Raw genomic sequence first — 20931 nt, 5'->3', positions numbered from 1 at the left:
CCCTCCTAAAATACCTCATATCAAAGACATACCTGATTTTTCGGCTTTATAATTCAGGTCACAGCGTTGCGATCATAACATCCATTGTCCCGCCGAAAACAGTTTCCTTCTGATCCGAACAGATAAGGAAATGATCTCCCTTTTTAACACTCTGTCCATCGATCATCCCTTCTCCTTCTATCACGCTGACCATCTGGAACGGCGCATCGTTTTCTACTGTATTTTTACCGTTTAACCGATAGCAGTCCACTTTAAAAAATTCGCTCTCAACATATCTTACTTTCGTTCCGTTTTCCAGCTGAGTTTCACGGAAGGATTTGCTGCTGCCAATCTGTGCAGGCACATTGGTAACGTCTATGGACTGCTGTACATGCAGCTGTCTTTCGTTGCCGTCCTGATCCTTGCGGTGATAATCATAAACGCGGTAAGTGATATCGGAGGACTGCTGGGCTTCATAGATCAGAGATCCGCTGCAGATGGCATGCAGTGTCCCGGAAGGGATGTAAAAGAAATCCCCCTTCTCGATGGCAAAGGAATTCAGGAGATTGTCATAGTCGTCTTCCTCGATTGCTTTGATAAACTCATCCTTTGTTTTCGCGTGATGGCCCATGACCATCTTAGTGCCCTCATCTGCCTGAAGCACATACCAGCATTCTGTCTTTCCCAGAGAGTCTTCGTGAACCCTTGCATACTCATCGTTGGGATGAACCTGCACGGATAAGTCATCTCTGGCGTCAATGATCTTTACCAGCAGAGGGAATTCCTCTCCCTCTATATTGCCGAACAGTTCCCGGTGGTGTTCAAAAAGCCATGACAGTGTCTTGCCGGCAAACTCACTGTTTTCAATCGTACAGTCACCGTTTTTATGGGCAGAAACTGCCCAGCACTCCCCCGTATGGTCGCTGGGGATCTCGTATCCATACACATCCTTAAGCTTATGTCCGCCCCAGATCATCTCTTTAAACACTGGTTTCATTTTTAAAATATGTCCCATAATCTTATCCCTCCTAAGACTTATTTGTTAAACTTGGCTTTTAACTTCTTTTTGATCACTCCAAAAAAGCTTAAAGAGCGGACCATATGGTCTGGCGCAACATACTTGCTGACCGCACGCAGCACTTTCTTCGGCTCTTTTGAGGCAAAAGAATAGGTTCCGTTTTCTTTTGTCTGGATCGCATAGCGCGGAATGTGTTTTCCCTTAAACATGACTGAGGCAATCACGTAATCAACTTCCTTCCATGGAATCTGAATATAATCATTTACATTCCGGTCATTATAAAATTCAAATCCTTTATCGCCGATCATGATCTTTCCATAACTGTTCAGACCGTGATAAGAAGTTCCGCTGATCACCAAATCTACTTTTGTATTTATTGACTGAGCCATAGCAACTCTCCATTTCTAATTTATTCTTATACAGTATCCTAAACATTATATCACGATATTGTTCAGTAAACAAAGTGGGAAAGTCCACTTCAAAGAATAAAAAAAGTTCGGATTGCTCCGAACTTTTTTCATTAGCTTATAACAATCCGATAAGGTGTCCGCCAATACCAACTAAGAATAATGCGATGATAATGATGATCGGTGAAACATTTTTCTTCAGCAGCCACATACAGAATAATGTTAATAATAATGGAACTAATCCAGGAATCAAAGAATCCAGGTTGTTCTGTAAAGTTGTGATCTTGGTAGGGGTCAGTGACAGGCCTGATGCATACTGCTCAAATGCCTGCTGGATCCCCTTTGCTCCCTCAGGAAGCTTGCCCCAGTCAATGTACGCTCCCTCACTTAATGTAACTTTAGATACTACCGGCTGGAAACTGATGGATACCCATCGCTGAACCAGTGATCCAAGGATAAACATACCGAGGATAGATGCACCTTTTGTGACTTTCTGCAGTAATCCGCCGGAAAGGTCTTCTGTGATCTTTGCGCCGGCTTTGTATCCGAATTCCTGTGTGTACCACATGAACCCCCAACGGATCACGTTCCACAGTACGAAGAATAAGATCGGTCCTAAGATGTTTCCTGTCATTGCGAGGGATGCACCGAGAGCTCCGAGGATCGGACGTACGGTAAACCAGAATACCGGATCTCCGACACCGGCCAAAGGTCCCATCATACCGACTTTCACACCCTGGATCGCTGCGTCATCGACCTCTGCCCCATTTGCACGCTCTTCCTCTAATGCCAGTGTAACACCGATAACCGGAGAAGCAACATACGGATGCGTGTTGAAGAATTCCAAGTGACGTTTTAATGCCGCTGAGCGTTCTTCTTCTGTTTTATATAACTTTTTGATCGCCGGGATAATTGAAAATGCCCAGCCACCGTTCTGCATACGTTCATAGTTCCAAGAACCCTGAAGGAAGGTAGAGCGCAATGCAACGGACAATCGTTCCTTCTTACTTAATGTAACTTTTTCTGCCATTTTTCATACCTCCTTCAATTAATAATTATTCAGAATATCGCCGAGCGGATCACCTGTATTGCTTCCTCCGCCGCCTGAAGAACCGCCGCTCTCAGACAGTGTAAGGTAAATCAATGCCAGAGATACACCGATAGCTCCCAATGCGATCAATGTCAGATCTGAAAGTGCAGCAACACAGAAACCGATTGCAAAGAACGGCCAAACTTCTTTTGTTGCCATCATGTTGATAACCATCGCATAACCAACGGCTACGACCATTCCACCGCCGATTGCCATACCGTCTGTAAGCCATGCCGGCATAGATGTCAGGAATTTCTGAACGGTTGTTGCCGGGATAAACAGAAGCGCTCCCGCCGGAATCGCAATACGGAGTCCCTGCATAGCGATGGCAATGATATGCCACAGTTCAACACCTTTGAAATTTGCTTTTTCAGCAGCTGCATCCATACGGTGAACACATGCCACGGAAAGTGTACGTACAACCATTGTTAAGAATAAACCTGCAACTGCCAAAGGAATCGCAACTGCGATGGCAGTGCTGACACCTGAGGTGCCCTGTCCTCCAAGGACTAAGATGATAGCGGAAGCTACAGAAGCTAACGCGGCATCCGGTGCAACAGCGGCGCCGATGTTTGCCCATCCCAAAGCGATCATCTGTAATGTACCGCCCAAAATAATACCTGCTTCTAACTGACCGGTCACAAGTCCAATTAATGTACACGCAACCAACGGCTGATGGAACTGGAATTCATCCAGAACTCCTTCCATACCAGCTAGAAAGGCAACTATAATAACTAATACGATTGAAATTGCTGACATTATAATTCCTCCTCTATTTTCTGAATGTGTGAAGCCTAAGATAACTCGGCTTCTGCTTTTTTAATGATCTCATCCATGTTTTCTTTAGAATCGCTCGGCACCTTGCGGACATCAAAGCCGATTCCATGTTCCTTTAATTTTGCAAAAGTCTTGATGTCTTCTTTTCCGAGAGATACAACTTTGCTCACGGCTACTTTTCCGACAGAATGAGCCATGGAGCCGATGTTGAGTTCCTTGATGTCCACTCCGCCTTCGATGGCACGGAGAGCATCCTGAGGCGTCTCAAAAAGCAGCAGTGCTTTTGTGTTTCCAAAGCGGGGGTCTTTTGAGACCTCGATCATTTTGTTCACAGGAACAACATTGGCGCGTACCCCTGGAGGTGCAGCCTCCTGAATCAGTTTTTTACGCAGATCGTCATGCGCTACCGAATCGGATACGACGATGATCCTGTTCGGCTGTGTTGTCTTTGTCCATGCAGTTGCCACCTGTCCGTGAAGCAGACGGGAATCAATGCGGGCAAGCACAAATTTGATATGTCCGTCTCCTAATACGGTTCCTTCCGGGATTGCTCCCTGAGGCTGTGCTTCTGCCTGCTGTCCGGCTGCCGGTTCCCCCTTCGGTTCCAGAGACTCCGGATAGATGCGCACCCCTTCTTTTCCGCTTCCGGCGATCTGAACCGCAACTTCGTGAGCTGTCTCCATCGTCATACGTGAGCCATAGGCATCGATCAGCATCGGCAAGTTTAAGCCGGCTACAATCGCCCATTTGTCCTCATGTTCTGATACAAGTCCGTTTGCCTGATTGAATGGAGTTCCTCCCCAAAGATCGACTAAGAATAATACTTCGTCCTGACTTTCAAAAGAAGCGATTGCATCTTCCATCTTCTTTCTGATGTCATTTGGCCCTTCGCTCGGCTGCAGTGTTACAGCTGCCACATCGGGCTGGTCACCGAAGATCATGGATCCGGACTGCATAATACCATCCGCAAATCCGCCATGCGTAGCAAGAATAATTCCTACCATTTAAACATTCCTCCTTTTCTAATTATCTTTCGGAATCTTTATTCTTTTATATTAACCAAGAATTCAGGTTCCTATTTATAAAATCCCCCGCTGGGGGTGATTTTACGTGAAACATTAATGAAATAAAAAAACCTGACTCAAACACCGGATCTTTTCAATCCACACAGCTCAACAAATTTTGCAAAACATATGAATTCAAAAATCCTTCGGTTTGAATCAGGTTTAGCCTGCATTACCAGTAACAATCCTTATTCTAAATCAATATGAACTTTTATCTTGTAATCACTCTCTTGATATGGACGGTGAGATACATCATTTCCTCATCCGTTATATCATGGTTACATGTATTCTTTATATAAATTCTGATCTTTTCCACACAGTCAAGACATTCCTGATACTTGTTTCGGATAATCTCCTGGAACTCTGTGTCGTCACTCTCCACTTCATTGCCCGTAAAGATCCTCTGTGCAAAAAACTTCAAGTGGGTGATAAACCTTTCGTAAAAAACGGATTCTTTATCCATCTGGTCAGGAAAACACTCCTCAACAATCTTTAAGATATTCTGCGTAAGCTTGGTCATGGAAACCATCTCCGTCATATCCAGATCCAGTTCTGCATTGACAATATGCAGTGCGATAAACGCCGCTTCATCCTGCGGCAGAGTGACCTTTAGCTTCCGCTCGATCATGCGGATGGCAGCCTGCCCGATCAGATATTCCTGGTAGTAGAACTTCTTAATCTCCCATAAAAAGGGATTCTGGAAGGGAACACCCATCTCTACCCGTTCAATGGCAAAATTAATATGGTCTGTGAGAGAAATATAAATATTGTCATTGATATTCTTTTGCAAAGTGTCTTTTGCATATTGAATAATTTCATTACATATTTCCAATCGTTCTATGGGGATGTCTGCTACCATCTGCTGAAAGCGATGTGTCATCCCATGGTCTTTCATTATGTAAGTCTTCTCGACTTTATCTGAGTCGATCACATCTCCGGGATGTCTCCGAAAGCCCAGTCCTCTTCCCATTAGCACCACTTCACGATGGCTGTTATCTTCTGAAATTACAATATTATTATTTATAATTCTTGTAATTTGCACAGTTCCACTCCGTATTGTAAAATATTCAGTTAAGAAAAAAAATAAACCACACCTATCGAAATCTATCTGTATAAATCTCATAAGTTGGTTTAGCCTGCATTACCAGTAACAATCCTTCTTTCGTATTCCTTAACTTATTTCCAATTTTATCAAACCCTGCCCCCTATGTCAACCACTTTCTTTATAATTTGTTTATAAATTTTTAAGATTTATTCTATATAAAACAAAGCTTCCTCTCCTGCTGTCCCGGTATTCCTATGGCGTTCAGCTTTTTCTTGAGTATTTCAAACGCTTATGATAGAATATATAAACTATTTGTATAAAATAAAATTTTGCTATATTAATATGATCTGAGAGGTATTTATATGTTAAAGTTAATCGCCCTTCTGAATTCCGTGATCGCGAAAGCTCAGAAGGATCATATCACTGCCTTTTCCGCTCAGGCAGCATTCTTTACGGTGCTTTCTTTTTTCCCGTTCCTGATCGTTGTGCTGAGCCTGATGCGCTTTGTTCCCGTGACGCCGAAAGACCTGATCGACCTTGTAAACTACTATCTGCCGGAACAGTACAGTGTCAGCCTGGTTGCCGTCATCAATTCTTTATATGGAAAAATCACGACAACCTACATGTCATTCACGATCATCACACTGCTGTGGTCCGCATCAAAAGGTATCCTTTCCATGATGACCGGTCTGAACACGATCCACGAGATCCCGGAAAAACGGAATTACTTTGTGCTCCGGTTTATCTCCACTATGTATATTGCGTTCATCGCGGTAGCTGTCCTGATCGGGATTATTGTGCTCTTATTCGGAAACACACTGCTGAACCAGCTGTATCAGTTTTATCCGTTTCTGTCCAACCAGCATATTATATTTTTGCTGATCCGTTTCGGCATTGCATTTTTTATATTTTTCCTGGTATTTTTCATCATGTACCGCTTTCTTCCAAGTGAACACTTCAAAGCCAAGCAAGTCATGCCGGGAGTGATATTCAGCTCAGCGGGATGGATCATTTTATCCTCCCTGTTTTCAATCTATTTTGATAACTTTAAATTTTTCAGCATTATGTACGGAGGGCTTACCGGTATTCTGCTCACCCTGTTCTGGCTGTATTTTTGTATGATGATTCTGTTCATCGGAGCCGAACTAAACCAATATATTATGAAAAACCGCAAATAAAAAAGAGGAACTTTTCTTCCAGGACACTGACAGAAAAGTTCCTCTTTTTTCGCTACTAGAACAAAGTGGGCAAGCCCACTTCAACGCCCCAACCCCTCACTCTTTGAGGGGCTTAACAACTTTGCGTGCCAGATGCAATTTGCCGCAGGCAAATAATTTCCTTACGCATCTGTGCACAACCCGCGGAGCGTTTTTATTTCATAGGGAAGGTCGTAGAACTTTCCTATGAAATAAGAAATTCCTACGGAATCCCCTAGAGAATGAAATGTTCCGGGACTCCGTCTTTATACGGAATCCGCACTTCCCCCTGAATCAGAGGTCTTAAATAATCCACCAGCTCCTCCGTGATGTCGTGTCCGTCCTCTGTAATCCATTCAAGAGGCACTGTCTTTTCAACATTTGCAATCTTGGACAGATCGGCCAGTACGATCTCCACCTGGTAGTTATCTCCCGGCATCCGTTTTAAAGCGGACATCTTGCCGGTCTCGCCCCGGATGGCGCTGACGGCGGCAAAGGCCCCCAGATTTCTGGATTCGATGATGTCTGTTTCACTCAGCATGTATCCGGCGCAGCGCTGAAGGATATTGAGTTCCACAGAGCGGACCTTGCAGCCGATCTTATCCGTTATCACCTGCTCCAGGTATTTTCCGATGCCCGACAGGTATTTATGTCCAAAAGCATCTTCTTTCCCGGACTTCATTTCTTCTCCGACGTAATTTCCCCGGGCATCCTTTAATCCTTCGCTGACTGCAATGATGATGTTATTTTCCCGATCCAGCGCTTCCTTTACATCTTCCACAAAACGTTCCGTATCAAACGCCCTCTCACACAGGTAGATCAGCTGGGGCACATTTCTTTCTTCATTTCTTGCGAGGGCCGCACTGGCCGTCAGCCATCCTGCATTGCGCCCCATGACTTCCACAACCGTCACAGACGGAATATCATAGACATAGCAGTCGCATGCAATCTCTGTAAAAGCGGTGGCAATGAATTTGGCCGCAGAGCCAAAACCCGGACAATGGTCTGTCTCTCCAAGATCGTTGTCGATGGTCTTCGGAGCTCCCATGATCTTGATATCATCCACTCCGTGTTCCCGACAGTACACGGAAAGCTTATAGACGGTATCCATAGAATCGTTTCCGCCGGTGTAAATAAAATATCCGATATTATTTTTCCTTAAGATCCGGATGATCTCCTCAAACTCTCTCTTATCTTCTTCCGGATTTTTCAGCTTCCAGCGGCAGGACCCCAGCGCAGCTGCCGGAGTCATGGCCAGCAGATCTCTTGTTTCAGTTTTTTTGCATATGTCATCCAGTATCACAAAATTCTCGTTTAATACTCCTTTGATCCCATTCAGTGCACCGTATACATGTTCTACCCGGCTACTCGCAAGCCCTGCGTCGATCACGCCGGTAATGGTGGCATTGATCGCCGCCGACGGTCCTCCTGACTGTGCCACTAGCATGTTTTTCATCCTTAATCTCCTCCTCATTCAGCTGCAAAATTTCTGCACATATTCTAAAATTCTATTTTTTATTATATCGTGTTATAATAAAAACCACAACAATAAAAGGAGGTACTGAATTATGACTACACCGCTGGCTAGACTTCAGAAATCTATGATTGAAAAGAATCTTACGTATTATTTGATTCCCAGTGAAGATCCCCACCAGTCCGAATATGCGGACGATCACTATAAGTGCCGCCAATTCATCTCCGGATTTACCGGATCATCCGGAGCAGTCCTGGCAGAGCAGGCCGAAAGCCGGCTCTGGACGGATGGGAGATATTTTACCCAGGCGGAAGCACAGATCGATCCTGAACAAATGAAGCTGATGAAGATGGGTGTTTCCGGCGTTCCGACTATACTTGAATATCTCACAGAGCATCTCAGTGAGGGCGATGTCCTCAGCTTAAACGGCCGTATGATCAATACCGCTTACGGAAGAAAACTGTCCAGGCTGGCCGCTTCAAAAAAAGCAGTCCTGGAAACAGATCATACTCTCGCAGAGGATCTCTGGACCGACCGCCCGGATGCCGCAGCATCCCCGATTTTTATCCATGAAGATATTTATGCCGGGGAATCTGTGCCGTCGAAGCTCAAAAGAATCCGCAGCTGTATGGAGACAGTTTCCGCAAGGGCTCATTTTATCGCCTCTCTGCCGGATATCGCATGGATCTTCAATCTGCGCGGCAATGACATGCCCTGCACGCCTCTGTTTTACAGCTATGTATGGATCACACAGGAAAGCTGCTGCCTATTTGTGAGGGAAACCTGTCTTTCAGAAGAAGTAAGACGCCGTCTGGAACAGGATAAGATAACGATTCTGCCTTATGAACAGATCGATTCTTTCTTAAAAAAACAGGAGGGAAGCATACTGATAGATCCGGATACCGTAAACTACAAGCTTTACCTGGAACTCGAAAAAAACCAGATCATTTTTGGCGAAAACCCTTCTTCCGGCATGAAAGCGGTGAAAAATGAGACACAGATCAAGGGGCTTAAAGAATGTCACTTGTCTGACGGCATTGCCATGACCAGGTTCATGTTTTGGCTGAAGCAAAACATCGGTTCTGTTCCTATGACTGAACGTTCCGTCCAGGACCGTCTGGAAGAGGAGCGCAGAAAGCTGCCTCTGTATCAGGGACCGAGCTTTGATACCATCTGCGCCTACAAAGACCACGCGGCTATGATGCACTACTCTTCCACTGAAGAATCCGATGTCTGCCTGGAACCGGAAGGAATGCTTCTGATCGACTCGGGCGGCCAGTATCTGACCGGAACGACGGATGTCACCCGCACTTTTATCTTAGGTGATATCTCCGAAGAAGAGAGACGGAACTTTACGCTCGTATTAAAAAGTATGCTGTCCCTTTCCGATGCCAAATTTCTTCTTGGATGCCGGGGAAGCAGCCTGGACATCTTGGCCAGAGGCCCCCTCTGGGAAGAAGGAATCGACTACCGGTGCGGAACCGGACACGGTGTCGGACATTTTCTCGGAGTCCACGAAGGCCCCAACGCCTTCCGCTGGCAGATCAGAGATAATCAGCTGGATGCAGTCCTGGTGCCCGGCATGGTTACAACCGATGAGCCGGGAGTGTATATCCCGGGAAAATACGGAATCCGTACAGAAAACATGCTCCTGTGCAGAAAGCAGCGGCAGAATGAATACGGCAGCTTTTTAGAATTCGAGCACCTGACGTTGGTTCCTATTGATATGGACGGGGTTGATGAGGCGCTGCTCAATGATAAAGAAATCCGTCTCCTCTATGCCTATCACCGGCTTGTCTTCGACAGTCTCTCTCCTCATCTCACTGATGAAGAGGCCAGCTGGCTGTATCATTTTCTGAAAATCCAAAACAGCTGATTTTTATGCCGAATTCAAAAATCCCATGGTTCTTTTGACAGAATGAACCATGGGATTTTCTATTTTAAGGGGTTAGGGAGATGAGGTGTGGGCTTGCCCACTTTGTCCTTTATGAAAAGAATTTTTCTCCGAGGGAGATCATGAACGGCAGCGTGGCAACCGCTGCGATGGTGGAAACTGCAAATAATTCTGCCGCGTAACCCACATCCTTCTTAAACTTCACCGCAAACATGGTCGTGATCGCCGCAGTCGATGCGGATGAGGCAAGCAGCGACAATATTTTAAGATCCTTGGATACCGGTACGAAAAGAAGGATCAAAAACATGACCATAGGCACGAGAAGGAGCCTCAATGCCGTCATAACATAAATCCTGGGTCTTGTCAGTGTCTTCAAAAGATTTGTCTGCGCGATGGCAGTTCCGGATATGATCATCGCCAGGGGTGTATTCATATCAGCGATAGCCTTCAGTGGATTGTAGACCAGAACAGGGAATTGAATCTGAAGAAGGTAACAGAAAAGTCCTGCAAATGTTGCGATCATAACAGGTGCTTTGAATAATTCTTTGACCGATCCCAGGTTAAATGTCCCCTGCATACTGGCAGCTCCGTGGGACCAGATAAACAGATTCTGTGCGGCAATAAACGCTGTTATGTAAATAACCCCCTTCGGACCCAGCACCGCCTGGGCCAGAGGTATCCCCATAAAACCACAGTTCGGGTACACAATGCTGAACCGTTCCAGAACTGTCCGATCATTATCCTTTCCTCGGATCAGCAGATAGGACAAAACGATCGCTGCCGCATGTGCCGCAATTCCTAAAACAAAGGTAACCAGAATTCCATGAAATATGTCTGCATCAAACTCAATCTGAAAAGAAGTGAGCACCACAAATGGAATGACTAAGTAAAGGGTGATATTGGAAAGATCCGTGCTTCCCCGTTCAGTTATGAGGCCCGCCTTATAGGCGGCTGCCCCCACAGCCATCATACAAAACATCATGACGATCTGTCCGAATACAATTGAAACAATATTCATGAATTTCCCTCTTAATCTTCGTCTTCCGATCCAATCCACTCGTTCTTAATGTTTTGGTAGGTGCCCTCTGTGTTCAATACCTGAAGCGTCACATTAAACTTGCCGATAGAAGGATCTTTCTTCCGGAACATAATCCCATAGTTGCTCTCTGCTGAGTTAAGCTTCTCATCGAGGTCGGAGATTTTGTCTCCTTTATAATTTGCCATAAAATAATCCACGCCTGTTGCATCATAGACCGTAGCATCGATCTTTCCTTTTTCAAGATCTTTGAATACCTTGTCCATGGATGGATAAACCTTAATCTTATTCTCCTCAGAAAGGTTAGTCTGTGCATATTCTTCGTTAGAGGTTCCCTCCTCCACCCCTATGGCTTTTCCGACCAGTTCTTTTCTGTCTGTTATATTTTTATCTGTATTGACCATAACTTTTAATGTATTTTCAAAATAGACATCGGAGAACTGAAACTCCTTTTGGCGGCTGTCCGTAATACAAATGCCGGAGATAGCAAGATCGATCTTCTTCTCCCTGAGCAGATCCGTAAGCTTCCTCATCGGAGCGACGCGAAGCTTGTACTCAAAGCCCAGATACTGGCTGATCCCCTTTATCAGATCGATGTCAAAACCTTTCATCTCCCTGGTTTTTTCATCTCTTACTGAAAACGGCGCCATACCGTCGGACACACCGATAATCAGCTGTCTTCCCTTCATGGAATCTTTTACTTCTGATGCTGTTATATTTTCTTTTTTGACATTTTTATCTTCTGTCTTTTCCTTGTCCCAGGGAAAATTGCAGCCCCCCAAACAAAAAACAAGACATATCATCATACAAATTAGCAGTAATTTTTTCATGATATGATTCCTCATTTCTATATTTTCTTCTTATCATAATATCATTGGTAAATATGGGTGTCAAACGGTCTGGCAATTTTTTCATCGTATAAATCCATTTTGATTGGTGAATGATTTTAATATATCGTTCGCAAGAACAATTTACAAATGGAGGAATTATCATGGCACTTAATAAAGTTGAAATCTGCGGAGTCAATACTGCTTCTCTTCCTTTACTCACCAATGAAGAAAAAGAAGAACTGTTCATAAGGATCGAACAGGGTGACCAGGAAGCAAGGGAACAATACATCAAGGGCAATTTAAGGTTAGTTTTAAGTGTCATTCAACGTTTTTCCGGCAGCAATGAGAATGCCGACGATCTGTTTCAAGTTGGATGTATCGGGCTTATGAAAGCCATCGACAATTTTGACCGCTCCCTGAACGTTAAATTTTCCACCTATGCGGTTCCGATGATCATCGGAGAAGTGCGGCGTTACCTGCGTGATAATAATTCCATGAGAGTCAGTCGTTCACTCAGGGATATTGCCTACAAAGCCATCACGGCAAAGGAGGCCCTCACGAAAAAATTCAACAAAGAGCCTACCATCGAAGCCATTGCTGAGGAAATCGAAATGAAAAAAGAGGATGTACTCTTCGCCCTGGATGCCATCGCCACACCTCTTTCTCTTTATGAGCCGGTGTATCAGGACGGCGGAGATACTCTGTTTTTAATGGATCAGGTAAAAGACAAGAAAAACAAAGAAGAATTATGGGTAGAATCCATCGCTTTAAAAGATGCCATGGAACATCTCCCTGAACGGGAATACAACATCATCAAGCTCCGCTTCTTTGACGGCAAGACGCAGACCGAAGTAGCCGATGAGATCAGTATCTCACAGGCTCAGGTCAGCCGGCTGGAAAAGAATGCGCTGAAACATATGAAGCACTATCTGGATTAAAACAGCACAGGGACATTTCTCAATCAAACGAAATGTCCCCCTTTCTTTCCCATATTTTGCAAAATCATAACGGCTGTGCTCATTTTTTCCCCTGAAAATAAATACAGCATATCGGCCCGGCGGCAGTTCAAAGAATGGCTTGTTAAAAACCAATGTCGTGATGTCTGTATGGAATCTGCTGGAAAATATTAGATTCCTGTATTTAACCTTTTATATTCCCTGTAAACCGATACGTATCCTGCGTAAATTTACAAGATACATCTGCTGCTTTTTGATACAGATCAGCATTGACGATTACAGTTTCCTATCACAAATAGCCAGAATTCATATTCATCAAGCTTTACATAATATTCAAGGAATAGGTCATACCATCACAAAGTTGCAGAATTCCTGAAGCTGTTCCTTGGAATAGAGGTCAAACGGAAGTTCAAATAGTTTCTTTTCTACTGTTTCTCTGATGTAGGGCAAATCTTAAATATATGCACATTCCGTTTCAATTTTCATGTCCTCAAAAATATCTCTTTCCATAAAATTTCTCACAGTCTTTATCTGCTTTTGCGTAATTTCCTTACTGTGAATATGCCAGCCAACAGACCAAGAGATACGAACATGAGTGCAAGCCATGTTGTCATATTTGTGCTGTCGCCAGTTTTAGGGCTGTTAGACGTTGTCTGTTTATCTGTACTAATTGGTTTCTTATCTGTATCCGTTGCAGACGGTTTCTCGTTATCGTCTGTCGTTGGCTTCTGCGTGTCTTTTGCCTTGACAGTAACGGTAATCGTCTTTGTTGCGGAAGCGCCCATACTATCCATTACTTTGTAAGTAACTTGGTATGTTCCTGCTTTTGATGTATCTACATTACTGCGCAATACCTCAATTTTCGCTGTAAGATCGCCATCTTCGGTATCTGAAGCAGTAACATCTTTCAGAGGGTCAAAGGTATCGCCTACAGTCAAAGTCTTATCCTCTGCCATGATTGCAGGAACTGCATTCAAAGGCTCCATCTTCTTCAACCATTTTGCATACAGTGTTATGTGTCTTGTAACAGGAGCGGAAAAATCATACTCGCTTTCATCGCTGTAATTACTGTCTGTGTACCAGCCGCCAAATACATATCCTTCCTTTTCAGGAGCACTCGGTTCATTGGCCTTTTCACGCAAAGGTACATTTTCTATATATTTTCCATCCTGCTCAGAATAAATGTCCCTTGTTTCTGTCCACTCTCCCTCCTGCAGTTCATAGGTAACGACAAGCATGCCGGGAACTCTGTAGGATGCAACCAGCGCTAGCCCACTAGTTGTATTGTCAGTATCTGCCGTTTCTCCATCTTCGCTTGGAGTGTAACGCGAATCTGCTGCATCCCAATACCAACCATCAATTCTAAAGTTTTGATTGTCTGCCAAATATTCTTTGTCCATATCCTTGGCGTTCGGCAATGTTATTATAGAGTCTTTCTTTAAATAAACATCTGCTGCATAACCGCCTGCGGTATTGTTGCAGATAATATTGCCTTTGCTGTCGGTGGATACCGTACTTGCACTGCTGACATACAGTCCGCCGCCACTACCGGTGTATGCTTTATTGCCGCTGACTTCGCTGTTTTCAAAAGTGATCGTACTTTTCGAAGCTAATATGCCTCCGCCATTGTGAGCCTCATTGCTATTGATCGTGCTGTCAGACAACCTTACATCTTTACTGTATGAGGCATAAACTCCGCCGCCACGCGACGCAATATTATTTTGAATGTTGGACTTTGATATAGTTATTTTTCCAGGATACTTCGTACTATAATTGATAGCATAGGCATATATTCCACCGCCATAAAGCGCGTAGTTCCCTTCAATCACTGCGTTTTTAATCGTCGTTGTGCCGTAATAACTATAAATACCTCCGCCGGAACCATATGTTGTTCCTATCACTGAATCACAGGTATTGTTTCGGATTGCTCCGCCTTCAATGTTTACGGCACCCAAACAACTATAGATACCACCGCCACAATGGACCGCTTTGTTCCCCTCAATCAAACCGTCATACATATTAAAAGTCGCGGTTGTTTTTAATACTGCGACGCCACCGCCGCCATACATATTTGATCCTGTATAAGGTGTTATTGCCTCATTGCCAGTAATGGACCCACCATACATATTGAAGGTAGCTTTAAGTCCATTAGCATCATCAACTCCAACTACACTGACTCCGCCACCCGTGCCGCGTTGATTCTTGCATTCTGTGATCACACCACCATACATATTGAAAGTACTATCACCATATTCAGCAAAGCTAGCGCTTTCAACATTAACTCCTCCTCCCATGGTGCTCTTCTGTGCGTTGTCGTTTCCTTTTATAGTAACGTGGTCGTACATATTGACAGTTCCGCCGAAAATCTCGATCACAGCTTCTCTGCGATTTGTTCCAGTCGCGTCAAGTGTTAATTTATTGGCACTTTCATTGCCAAGATTTAATGTGCCGCCGTTTGTCTGCAATGACCCATATTTATTTTTAAAATAAATGGTATGTCCATTACCAAGTAATGTTACCTCACGACCTTTTTTGAGGCTGACCGAATATGACTCGCCTTCTACAGTAATGTCCTCCTTCAATGAAATGGTATAAGTGCCTTCAGTATTCTCAATCTTTTTGAATGCCTCTTTCAATTCAACCGAATCGCCAACTTCAAAGGATGTACCGGAATCATTCCCCTGCGCAAAAACCACCGTGGGAAGCATTGTCGTCAGCAGTATTGTGAACGCCAGCAAAAATGTCAGCAGTTTTATTCGTTTCATTTCTGTTTTCACCTTTTTTCAAAATAATTATTTATTCGATAAAAGGCACATCCCTCCCGTAAAACTCTGGGCAGAATATGTCTTTACATTCTAAATAATTTAATTTTGGGTATGCCAAAAATAGAGGTTACCTTTGTCTGTCTGAGCGTAGCAATTCATGAGCATGGCTGTTCCCCTTTTTTTTGGTATTTTCAAGATAGCTCTTCTATATTCCTTATTATATTGGAATATCAAGTGAAACACAAGATATTTCAGCCGTCCACATCAGAAAAAGTGTGAATTCTCTACTACTGAATGATTTTCCAATTCCTATCCTTATATAGCACCAATTCAAACTGTGTGATACCTGCGTTGCCTTTGTCTGATTGTCTATGAATTTCACGGCAACCTTGACTTTCATATTGTCCTCATGACTGATATGGTATAAAACCGGGAAGCCAGTATACCAGCCAGATATACCGGGATGCGGTTTGCAAATATGAAATAGAGCAGAGTATGAATAGAGCAGGAGGGAGATGTCACGACAATGCCCGCTGTGAGAGCATGTGGGCCAGAATGAAAACCGAGCTGCTGTATGGCCGTTATGGTACAGAAAAAATGAGTACCGGGGAACTCAAGCCAGTCATCTGGAGATATTTCATCAGCTACTGGAATAATCGGAGGATTTGTTCCGCTAATGGAGGACTCCCTCCTATGATCAAACGACAGCAATACTATAATGCCCGGAAAGAAGCTGCATAAGATATAAAATCCTTGTGAAAAATGTGTCAACTAAACTTAACAAAGTCATGTCTAGTCCAAAGAATTTATCAGGGTATTTCACTCCCAATAATCTACATTGATTATATCCTCCATGTTTCTTTCCTCTACAAGAAAAGTTTACTCTCAACCTTTGTCTTATATATCCATCTAATTCATTGACCTTGTATATGACACGCCCATGAAATTCATATCCTTTTTGCTTTAAGACTACTTCTATTCCTTAACAGGCTTTATTTATATAAAAACATTTATCGCCTATATTACTAAGTCTTACAGCAGGTAATCTTTTTATATTTATTTATTATATCTTTTCTTATAGTTTCTAATATGCATATAAATTGTATTCTTAGAAATACCCATAATACTTTCGACTTTCAAGATAGAATCTTTTAAATTAAATATGCCTTTATCATATAATCTTTCCACAATTGCTTTATTGCGGTTAGAAGGTAAAATTGAAGCATTAGCTATAACACTTCTAGTTTCTTCATCAATAGCGTTTTTAATTAAATCATCTGTATCATTAAAATAGCTTTCATTAACACTTAATCCATTCATAAAACTAGCAGCTGATGGCATAAACGAAGATAAAACATCGAAAAAGGAAGTATTTAAATACATATTTATGCATATTAAACCAATAATTCTATTTTCTTCTCCTCTTATTGCAATGGTAGCTGATTTTAATGGCTCTCCATTTTTATTTTTACTATTATATACAATGTAGTCAGCTTCACCTTTTTTGATGTTGTCATACATTTGTAGAGCTAGATCAGTAATTGGAGCTCCAACTTTTCTTCCTGTGTGTTCGCCATTAATAATATGAATAACTGATGATTCTAGATTACCAAGAGAATGAAGAACTATTTCATAAGAGTTACTTAAATAAGCCGATAGTCCATTGACAAAGTATTTATAAGACTCTAGGATTTGTTTGTCAATTTTAGTCAAATTAATATTTTCCATTACATTTCTTCTTTCATTAAAATTATTTACACTAAAATATTAACATACTTCATCACATAATTAAATAGTTTGATACTCAATTAGCGCCTTTTTGATACGTTCAAGCGCATCAACTACTCTTTGATTATCTTTATAAACACCCAATACAATTCTAAGATGTCCTTCGCCTCCCGCACCATAGTTCACACCATCATTACAAGATACTGCAGCCTCTTTGACAAGATAAGAAACAATATCACTAGATTTACCAATTCTAGAAACATCTACCCATAACAAGAAACCGGATTCAGGTAATAAACAACTTACATTAGGAATAGAGTTAATTATTTCAAAAGCCTTATGTCTTCTATAGTCAAAGGCTTCTTTAAATACATTCATAAATTCTGGATGTTTGATTGCTTCTATTAAGGCCTTTTGTGCTGATGTAGAAGTTGCACCAATAACTCCAACAGCATTAGCGAACATTGTATCCATGATGACATCACTACATACAACATAACCAACTCTAAGACCGCTTAATCCCATTCCTTTAGAAAAAGAGAATACTGTTACCGTTCTTTCAAACATTCCATCCATTGAAGATGGAGTAATCATTTCATTCTCATATGTAAAATCTTCAAATGCTTGGTCACACACAAGAATTAAATCATTTTTAATACATACTTCTCTAATCGCTTCTAAAGATTGTTTATTATAAACAACGGTTGTAGGGTTGTTTGGATGAGTTAAAATGATCATTTTAGTTTTAGAAGTAACTAGTTTTTCTAAATCTTCTTTAACTATTTGATAAGCATTTTCTACTTTAACTTCCATTGGTACAACCTTACCGCCCATAATATCAACAGTAAGATAATTGTTCGGATAAGATGGTGAAGGAATAATTACTTCATCACCATCGTTTATAAAAGGAAGTATACTGAAAAATAGACCGCTATCAGATCCTGGTGTAATTAAAATATTACGATTTGGATCTACTTTAAGGTTGTTTTGTATTAGTATTTTTTCTGCAATCAAATTCTTTAATTCTTGATTACCAATCGGAGCAGTATAGTGAGGCGCTGATTCATCTTTAACAGCTTGAATCCAAGCTTCTTCAATAAATTTTGGCATTGAGCAATCTGGCATAAACGGATCTGCCCATCCCATAAGAGCAATTCCTTGTTTTTCCATTTCTTGATAAGAACTACCTACATCAGCTTTTTCAACGTTTGAGAATAATCCACCACTAGCCGCTTTAAATGCGTGTATCATTTTTTCTTTCATTTTTTTTACCATTCCTTTCGCTTCGCTCAAGGCACAAACAGGTTAATGAAAAAAGTTGTGCCCCTCCATTTTCCGTTATATAATCTTCCTATGGAATAGCAATACACTACAGAGCCCGGACTCTTATCATTGGTAATAAACCATGTTTATTTAGTCGCAGGATGACAGTCAATGCTGCTATTCCTTTTTTAGTTAAGGTGGTGATACTTATGATGAAGCTAAAATACTCCATCTGCTATGGGCTTGATGTCCACAAAAATGTTATCGTTGCAACCATCGTAACCACCGGCAAGAACGGAATTTCCGAGTATAATCAAAAATCTTTTTCCACCATTAACTCGGATATCCAAAGGTTTCACAACTGGCTTATCGAGAATAATTGCTAATATGGACGTATCAAAAAGTGTTGTGGTCACAAGAAAGCCATTATCGCCATTGCACGTATGATGATGGTCTGTATTTTCCACATGGTTTCCGAAAAGAAGCCTTTTACCCCGACTGACTATGAGGAATTGATGAATCCTCAAAATCTACTTTATTTTTCACTCTTATCTCCATATACTAATTAGAGAGTAATATATTACTCTCTAACATTAATTCTATTTTATATTTTTTGAGTTTTATTTAGCAGGTTTCCAGCACACAATAGTTAAAGCTGCTGCCACAACGAATGCTACACAGAAACATACCATTACAAGACCCATGTTCATAAAGGCATTTGAACCACCCATAAACATACCAAAACTAAGGAATGATGGACCACCCATTGCATAAGCTTTTAGTCCTAGAAGTCCAGCAACTCCACCACCAACAGCTCCACCGATGCAACCAAAGAAGAATGGTTTACCACTTGGAACAGTTACACCATATAACACTGGTTCTGTAATACCCGTACAAGCAGCGATACATGCAGAAAATGCATTAGCTTTTTGTTTCTTATCTTTAGATTTAAACCAAATACCAAATGCCGCACCAGCTTGACCAATATTTGCGCTACCAGATGTTGGAGATACTAAGTTGAAACCTTGATTTGAAATCATTTGCGTTAATACTGGAACCATACCATGATGAATACCAAGTATAACCATCATAGAATAAATGCCTCCATAAACAAGTCCGGCAATAGGACCTCCATTAGCAAATAACCAGTTAACACCAGCTGCGATTTGTTCACCAATCCAATATGATGCAGGTCCAATTGTCCATAAAGTTACAACAGTTGACACCAAAATTGTAATAGCAGGAACTAAAATAATCTTTAAAGGACCTTTAATAAATTTATCACTGTATTTTTCTACATATGAAGCCAAGATAATTGCGAAGACAATAGGTAATACGCTCCCGCCATAATTAATAACTTTAAAAGGAATACCTAAAATGCTTGAAGTAGATTGACCATTCGTAATCATAGTTGACCAAGCCGGTGCCATCATAGCTGCACAAATTGTAAGTGCAACATATTGATTCATCTTAAATACTTTAGCAGTAGATGAAGCAAGCAAAAATGGTAAGAATGTAAATACTGCCATAGCAATAGTTACGAAATTTGCAAATGTAGGATCTTTCATTGATGCTCCACAAGCCATGAAAATCATTACAAGAGCACTTAAGAAACCACAACCAGCTAAAGATGGTACGATTGGGTTAAATATTTGTGCTACTGTATCAAAAAATTTTGTCATAATAGAACCTTTTGAGTTCTTTAAATCATCTTTTAGCACTTTTTCTTCGTCTAAGTTTTCATCAGCAGGCGCTTCTTCACTTACTCCTGTTAATTCAATAAATTCACGATAAACACTTGATACTTCAGGTCCAATTACGATTTGGGTTTGAGTAGCACCTTCAACCAAACCTAAAACTCCGTCTAATGCTTTAATTTCTTCTTTATCTACTTTTGTCTTGTCTTTTAGGGTGACTCTAAGACGTGTAGCACAATGGGTAGCGTTTACAATGTTGGGTTTACCACCAAGACCATCAACGATCTTGGCAACAGAAATCTTTGCCATACTTTCTATCCTCCTTATATTATTGTATTGCGATAACTTCTATCTCTATAAGAGCGTTCTTAGGAAGGCTCTTTACAGCCACACATGATCTTGCAGGTTTTGAGACAAAGTATTTTGCATACACTTCATTAAACGCTGCAAAATATTCCATATCACTGATGAAACAAGTGGTCTTTACAACGTTGTTAGCATCCATTCCTGCTTCTTTTAATATTGCATCAATATTTTTAATTACTTGATTTGCTTGTGTAGTGATATCACTTTCTACTAAAGAATTAGTTTCAGGGTTTATTGGCATTACTCCAGATAAATATAAAGTATCTTTTACTTTCACTGCTTGAGAATAAGGTCCAATAGCCTTAGGTGCATTTTCACTAAAAATGTATTCCACGTTAATCACCTC

18 protein-coding genes and 2 pseudogenes are annotated in these 20931 nt (G+C 41.7%); 5 read left to right on the top strand and 15 right to left on the bottom strand.

Features of this window, described 5'->3' with window-relative positions; translation table 11 throughout:
- Positions 1-58: 58 nt before the first annotated feature.
- The 6 genes from P8F77_RS06740 to P8F77_RS06715 all read right to left on the bottom strand — a co-directional run bounded on the left by P8F77_RS06740 (position 59) and on the right by P8F77_RS06715 (position 5377).
- On the bottom strand, positions 59-994 hold the full coding sequence (locus P8F77_RS06740; RefSeq protein WP_024727992.1) for a type I phosphomannose isomerase catalytic subunit: 936 nt from the start codon (positions 992-994) through the stop codon (positions 59-61).
- Between the two features lie 20 nt (positions 995-1014).
- Positions 1015-1386 carry a DUF956 family protein gene (locus tag P8F77_RS06735; RefSeq protein ID WP_024727993.1) on the bottom strand — a complete coding sequence of 124 codons (372 nt, stop codon included), beginning with the start codon at positions 1384-1386 and terminating at the stop codon, positions 1015-1017.
- A gap of 136 nt (positions 1387-1522) precedes the next feature.
- Positions 1523-2434 carry a PTS system mannose/fructose/sorbose family transporter subunit IID gene (locus P8F77_RS06730; protein WP_024727994.1) on the bottom strand — a complete coding sequence of 304 codons (912 nt, stop codon included), beginning with the start codon at positions 2432-2434 and terminating at the stop codon, positions 1523-1525.
- 18 nt (positions 2435-2452) lie between these two features.
- The gene (locus P8F77_RS06725) at positions 2453-3253 is read right to left on the bottom strand and encodes a PTS mannose/fructose/sorbose transporter subunit IIC (protein WP_024727995.1); all 801 of its coding nucleotides are present in this window, start codon (positions 3251-3253) and stop codon (positions 2453-2455) included.
- Positions 3254-3288: 35 nt separating this feature from the next.
- Complete coding sequence (locus P8F77_RS06720) at positions 3289-4275, bottom strand: mannose/fructose/sorbose PTS transporter subunit IIB (RefSeq protein WP_287520041.1); 987 nt, start codon at positions 4273-4275, stop codon at positions 3289-3291.
- Positions 4276-4546: 271 nt separating this feature from the next.
- A complete protein-coding gene (locus P8F77_RS06715; protein WP_024727997.1) occupies positions 4547-5377 on the bottom strand; it encodes a PRD domain-containing protein in 831 nt (276 codons plus the stop codon).
- A 365-nt stretch (positions 5378-5742) separates the two neighbouring features.
- Between P8F77_RS06715 and P8F77_RS06710 the strand changes: the two genes are divergently transcribed.
- A complete protein-coding gene (locus P8F77_RS06710; protein WP_024727998.1) occupies positions 5743-6558 on the top strand; it encodes a YihY/virulence factor BrkB family protein in 816 nt (271 codons plus the stop codon).
- Positions 6559-6811: 253 nt separating this feature from the next.
- Here P8F77_RS06710 and P8F77_RS06705 read toward each other — a convergent pair whose 3' ends face one another.
- On the bottom strand, positions 6812-8032 hold the full coding sequence (locus P8F77_RS06705; protein WP_287520385.1) for a 6-phosphofructokinase: 1221 nt from the start codon (positions 8030-8032) through the stop codon (positions 6812-6814).
- Between the two features lie 112 nt (positions 8033-8144).
- Between P8F77_RS06705 and P8F77_RS06700 the strand changes: the two genes are divergently transcribed.
- Complete coding sequence (locus tag P8F77_RS06700; RefSeq protein WP_287520382.1) at positions 8145-9926, top strand: aminopeptidase P family protein; 1782 nt, start codon at positions 8145-8147, stop codon at positions 9924-9926.
- Between the two features lie 109 nt (positions 9927-10035).
- Here the strand turns inward: P8F77_RS06700 and P8F77_RS06695 are convergent, their stop codons facing one another.
- Both P8F77_RS06695 and P8F77_RS06690 read right to left on the bottom strand, forming a co-directional pair.
- Positions 10036-10962: an AEC family transporter gene (locus P8F77_RS06695; protein ID WP_024728001.1), complete on the bottom strand. Its 927-nt coding sequence runs from the start codon at positions 10960-10962 to the stop codon at positions 10036-10038.
- Between the two features lie 11 nt (positions 10963-10973).
- On the bottom strand, positions 10974-11810 hold the full coding sequence (locus tag P8F77_RS06690) for a transporter substrate-binding domain-containing protein (RefSeq protein ID WP_024728002.1): 837 nt from the start codon (positions 11808-11810) through the stop codon (positions 10974-10976).
- Positions 11811-11971: 161 nt separating this feature from the next.
- Between P8F77_RS06690 and sigG the strand changes: the two genes are divergently transcribed.
- Complete coding sequence (gene sigG / locus P8F77_RS06685; RefSeq protein WP_024728003.1) at positions 11972-12748, top strand: RNA polymerase sporulation sigma factor SigG; 777 nt, start codon at positions 11972-11974, stop codon at positions 12746-12748.
- Between the two features lie 545 nt (positions 12749-13293).
- Here sigG and P8F77_RS06680 read toward each other — a convergent pair.
- Both P8F77_RS06680 and P8F77_RS06675 read right to left on the bottom strand, forming a co-directional pair.
- Positions 13294-15531, bottom strand: a complete 2238-nt coding sequence (locus tag P8F77_RS06680; RefSeq protein ID WP_024728004.1) for an immunoglobulin-like domain-containing protein — start codon at positions 15529-15531, stop codon at positions 13294-13296.
- Positions 15532-15818: 287 nt separating this feature from the next.
- Positions 15819-15937: pseudogene (locus tag P8F77_RS06675) on the bottom strand (conjugal transfer protein); the annotation flags it as partial.
- 26 nt (positions 15938-15963) lie between these two features.
- On the opposite strand from P8F77_RS06675, the pseudogene P8F77_RS06670 reads away from it, so the two are divergent.
- A pseudogene (locus tag P8F77_RS06670) lies at positions 15964-16272 on the top strand (integrase core domain-containing protein); the annotation flags it as partial.
- Between the two features lie 315 nt (positions 16273-16587).
- Here P8F77_RS06670 and P8F77_RS06665 read toward each other — a convergent pair.
- Both P8F77_RS06665 and P8F77_RS06660 read right to left on the bottom strand, forming a co-directional pair.
- Entirely contained in the window at positions 16588-17259 is a 672-nt protein-coding gene (locus P8F77_RS06665; RefSeq protein WP_024728007.1) for a PAS domain-containing protein, read from the bottom strand.
- A gap of 60 nt (positions 17260-17319) precedes the next feature.
- Positions 17320-18552, bottom strand: a complete 1233-nt coding sequence (locus P8F77_RS06660; RefSeq protein ID WP_347256416.1) for a pyridoxal phosphate-dependent aminotransferase — start codon at positions 18550-18552, stop codon at positions 17320-17322.
- Between the two features lie 179 nt (positions 18553-18731).
- On the opposite strand from P8F77_RS06660, the gene P8F77_RS06655 reads away from it, so the two are divergent.
- The gene (locus P8F77_RS06655; RefSeq protein ID WP_235824535.1) at positions 18732-18908 is read left to right on the top strand and encodes a hypothetical protein; all 177 of its coding nucleotides are present in this window, start codon (positions 18732-18734) and stop codon (positions 18906-18908) included.
- Positions 18909-19142: 234 nt separating this feature from the next.
- Here P8F77_RS06655 and P8F77_RS06650 read toward each other — a convergent pair whose 3' ends face one another.
- Together P8F77_RS06650 and P8F77_RS06645 are read right to left on the bottom strand one after the other, a co-directional pair.
- Positions 19143-20528, bottom strand: a complete 1386-nt coding sequence (locus P8F77_RS06650) for a PTS transporter subunit EIIC (protein WP_024728010.1) — start codon at positions 20526-20528, stop codon at positions 19143-19145.
- A gap of 19 nt (positions 20529-20547) precedes the next feature.
- Positions 20548-20919, bottom strand: a complete 372-nt coding sequence (locus tag P8F77_RS06645) for a RidA family protein (protein ID WP_024728011.1) — start codon at positions 20917-20919, stop codon at positions 20548-20550.
- Positions 20920-20931: the final 12 nt, after the last annotated feature.

Source organism: Anaerostipes sp. PC18, assembly GCF_039789045.1.
GTDB classification, from domain to species: Bacteria; Bacillota; Clostridia; order Lachnospirales; family Lachnospiraceae; genus Anaerostipes; species Anaerostipes hominis.
This window is presented reverse-complemented; position numbering and strand designations above follow the sequence as displayed.